Consider the following 3,925-nt stretch of genomic DNA (forward strand, 5'->3'; position numbering starts at 1 on the left):
TGAAACACCGCGCCAGAGCGCTTGCGGGTTCGTCGGCATTGAACAGCGCACCACGATTTGCCACCGCAGCCCTTTGGGCCGCGCTGATTGCAACCGCCGCAGTGACTGTTGTTCTCGGCGATATAAATCGAGCCCAAGCGCTTGATCTGTTGGGTAACAGCGGCGGTACGGCGCCAACCTGGGGTAATCACGGGGGCGCAGGAAATGGTGGGGGTGGTTCTGCTTACAATAAAAAAGGAGTCGGCGACAAAAGGAGCGTCTTAGCTGTTGGTGGACAAGGGGTGACTGGTGCAACCGGCCTTGGGGATTCAGGAGGTGGAGCTGGTGGCGCCGGAGGCGCAGTAGGGGCTACAAATATTGGCTCTGGACTTACACAAATTGTCGGTAATGGCGGAAAGGCAGGTGGCGCACATCTCAATGCTGGAGCAGGCGGTGGCGGCGGCGCGGGCGTATTTCTAAAAGACCAGTTCTTATCAACCTATCTTGACCTTGTCATCACTGGCGGTGGTGGGGGGACTGGTGGGGCGGCAGTAGCTGACGGGACTTTGCCTGATGCGGCTGGCGGGGGCGGTGGTGGGGGGGCTGGTACGGTTCTCGAAGGTGGAGAGCTTATAAATGTTCGGGGTGCTCTGATAGTTGGAGGAAAAGGTGGTGCTGCCGGGAAGGGGCTTACCGGGACAGCGGCCAAGAATTTGGCTGGTGCTGGAGCAGGCGGCGATGGTGTTCTTGTTATGAACGGAGCACATTTCACAAATTTGGGCTCAGTCAAGGGCGGCGATGCTGGCGATAACGCACAATCCGCCGAAAATCAGGCGTTTGCGGGTTCAGGGGTTCGGATTGGGGACAACGGGTACTTTATCAACGAAGGAATTGTTGCCCCGGGTCAAAGTCAAAAAGCTGGCGCTGCTGCTATTGTTATTGCAGGCAACGATGCGACTCTGGAATTGCATTCTGGTTCCAGTATTCAGGGAGCCGTAATCGCTATTGGTGGCGCGAAGAATGCAAGTTTGCTTGTCGGCGATGATGAAGACCAAACATTAGATTTAAATATAGGAATTTTTGACGGTTTTGCCAAAATGAGCAAAACGGGAAGCAATACGTTGCTGTTGTCTGGATCGACGAGCGCCATTACGCCCTGGCATATTGAAGAGGGCAAGCTTGTCGCAAGCGTTGCCGGCAGTCTGGGTGCGGCCGGTGGCGTTGTGACGCTGGATGGCGGTTCGCTGGAGTTTGGTTCTGCTTTCACGGTTGCCAATGCGATTGAGCTTGCACAGAGCAGCAATGTTGTATCCACAAATTTCATCAACACGCTTTCCGGCGCGATTGGCGGGGTTGGCGGTCTGACCAAGGAAGGGACTGGCACGCTGATTTTGACGGGTGCCAATGACTTTGTCGAAGACCTGGTGGTGAATGGCGGTGCTGTCCAGATTGGCAATGGCGCTGCAACGGGTTCGGTCAGTCAAGCGAATATCGTCCTCAACAATGGCAATCTGATCGTTGACCGTTCGGATAATTACCAGTTTGACAATGATGTCAGCGGCTCGGGCCAGCTGATCAAGAATGGCGCCGGTAAGCTGATTATCGGGGCTAATCTGGACCATACTGGCGGCACGCTGATCAATCAGGGCACGTTGCAGATTGGCGATGGCGGGCTGGACGGGACTGTCAAGGGCGCGATCACCATTGCAAGTGCTGGCACGCTGGAATTCAATCATTCCAATGCGGAGATCTATCAGGGCAGTCTGACCGGGAGCGGCACGCTGAAGGTCGATAGTCCGGGCGCCCTGCATCTGACGGGCGACAATAGCGGCTTTACCGGCACGACGGCGGCCAATGGCACCTTGATTGTCGATCATAAGCTTGGCTCGACGGTCAATGTCTCGGCCACAGGCGATCTGTCGGGTTCTGGCGAGATTTTGGGCAATACGTCGATTGCTTCTGGCGGTACGCTCTATGGCACGCAGGGCAAGACCCTGACCTTTGACCAGGATCTGACCTTGGCCACGGGCAGCGTCGTCGATGCGAAGCTCAGCCTGTTCGATCCGGGTGCCAGTGCGTTATTTGACGTGAAGGGCAAACTCACATTGGCTGGAACGCTGAATGTGGAATCGCTTGGCGGGCTTGGCGAAGGCGCCTATCGCCTGTTCGATTATGGCACTTTGCAAAATGATGGCTTCACGCTTGGCACAGCCCCAAGCGGTGTCAGCTTTGTTATCGATACGAATACAGCAAACCGGGTCCTGCTTCTATCGACCGGTGGTGCTACGGTTTCCTATTGGGATGGGCCGAATGGTCCAAGTAATGGCCAGGTCGATGGCGGTACTGGGATTTGGAGCAATGAAGCCAGCAATAATAGCTGGACCACGCCGAGCGGTGCCGTCAATACGGCTTGGCCGAACGATGAAATGGCGATCTTCAGCGGCACTGGTGGTGAAGTGACGATTGTCGATACCTATGGCCAGGTCGCATCTGATGGCATGATGTTCCTTGTGGATGGCTATACGCTGAAAGGCGACGGGCTTGTCCTGACGGGTGAGGGAAGTGCGAAGTCGGTTGTGGCGGTCGGTACGAATACGGCTGGCAGTGAGATGATCACTGCCACGGTGGAAAACCAGCTTCTTACCACAGCTGGCTTGAACAAGACCGGCCTTGGCACTTTGATCCTTGCAGCCGACAATAGCTATACGGGCGGCACGCAAATCACCCAGGGCACGTTGCAGCTTGGCAATGGCGGTAACACGGGCAGTGTCACCGGCAATATTGTGATTGGCTCCAACGAGCAGGATGAGGCCGAACTGAAGATCAATCGTTCGGATGTCTATACGATCTCGGGAACGCTGTCGGGCTATGGCGCGCTGATCCAGGAGGGGTCTGGCAAGACGATTTTGACGGGTGAGAACACCTATATGGGTGGCAGCACGGTCAATCATGGCGAATTGCAGATCGGGAATGGCGGCACACAGGGCAGTATTGAAGGGGATGTGCATCTTGCAGCCGGCACGATCTTCTCGACGGATTTGTCAAAAGATATAGCGCTCGATAGCACGATCAGCGGTGCGGGCAAGGTGGTGCAGAAGGGGACCGGTGTCACGAAGCTGACCGGCCATAACACTTATGCTGGAGGCACTGAGATCACGAGCGGTGTTCTGGAAATCGAACGTGATCATAATCTGGGCGATGAACATGGGTCTGTTCTGATTGATGGTGGTGAATTGCGCTTTGCCGCGCCGGCAACCCTTGGCAAGGATCGCACGGTCACTTTGGGTACCAATAATGGCGTGATCAACACGAATGCCAATCTGGTCGAATTTGGCGGTTCTGTTGATGGTGCTGGGCAGCTGGTCAAAACGGGAACTGGCACGCTGGTTCTGGATGGTGAGAATAGCTATGCTGGCGGCTCGCAGGTCAATGCTGGTATTTTGCAGATCGGCAATGGCGGCAAGACGGGTAGTATAATTGGCAATGTCGATGTTGCAGCCGGTGCAGGCTTTGGCATTAATCGCTCTGATGATTATACTTTTGCGGGCACGATCAGCGGTGACGGGCATTTTGAGCAGACGGGCACTGGTGAAACGGTTCTGACCGGTATCAACAGCTATAAGGGCGGCACGGATATCAAGGCTGGTGTTCTGGAAGTTGGTTCCAATGAGAATCTGGGCGATGCTTCTGGAGACGTGCGTATTGATGGCGGCACGCTTCGCTTTTCTAATGGTTTTGACACGGCGCGCCATGTCACGCTTGGCGCGAACAATGGTTCGATTGACACGGAAGGTAATACCAACAAAATCACGGGCGTGATCGACGGAGATGGCAGCCTGGTCAAGGAAGGCACCGGCACGTTGATCGTGACGGGTGAGAACAGCTATACGGGTGGCTCCCAGGTCAATATGGGCACGCTGCAGCTTGGCGATGGCGGCACCAATGG

1 protein-coding gene is annotated in these 3,925 nt (G+C 55.5%); it reads left to right on the forward strand.

All coding sequences use genetic code 11. The annotated features are described in order from the left end of the window. Positions 1-1,076: 1,076 nt before the first annotated feature. Positions 1,077-3,925, forward strand: a 2,849-nt coding sequence (locus tag ACTJKP_RS26480) for an autotransporter-associated beta strand repeat-containing protein (RefSeq protein ID WP_440632780.1), incomplete at its 3' end; no start/stop codon positions are given.

The organism is Brucella sp. 22210, from assembly GCF_052045675.1.
Lineage (GTDB): Bacteria > Pseudomonadota > Alphaproteobacteria > Rhizobiales > Rhizobiaceae > Brucella.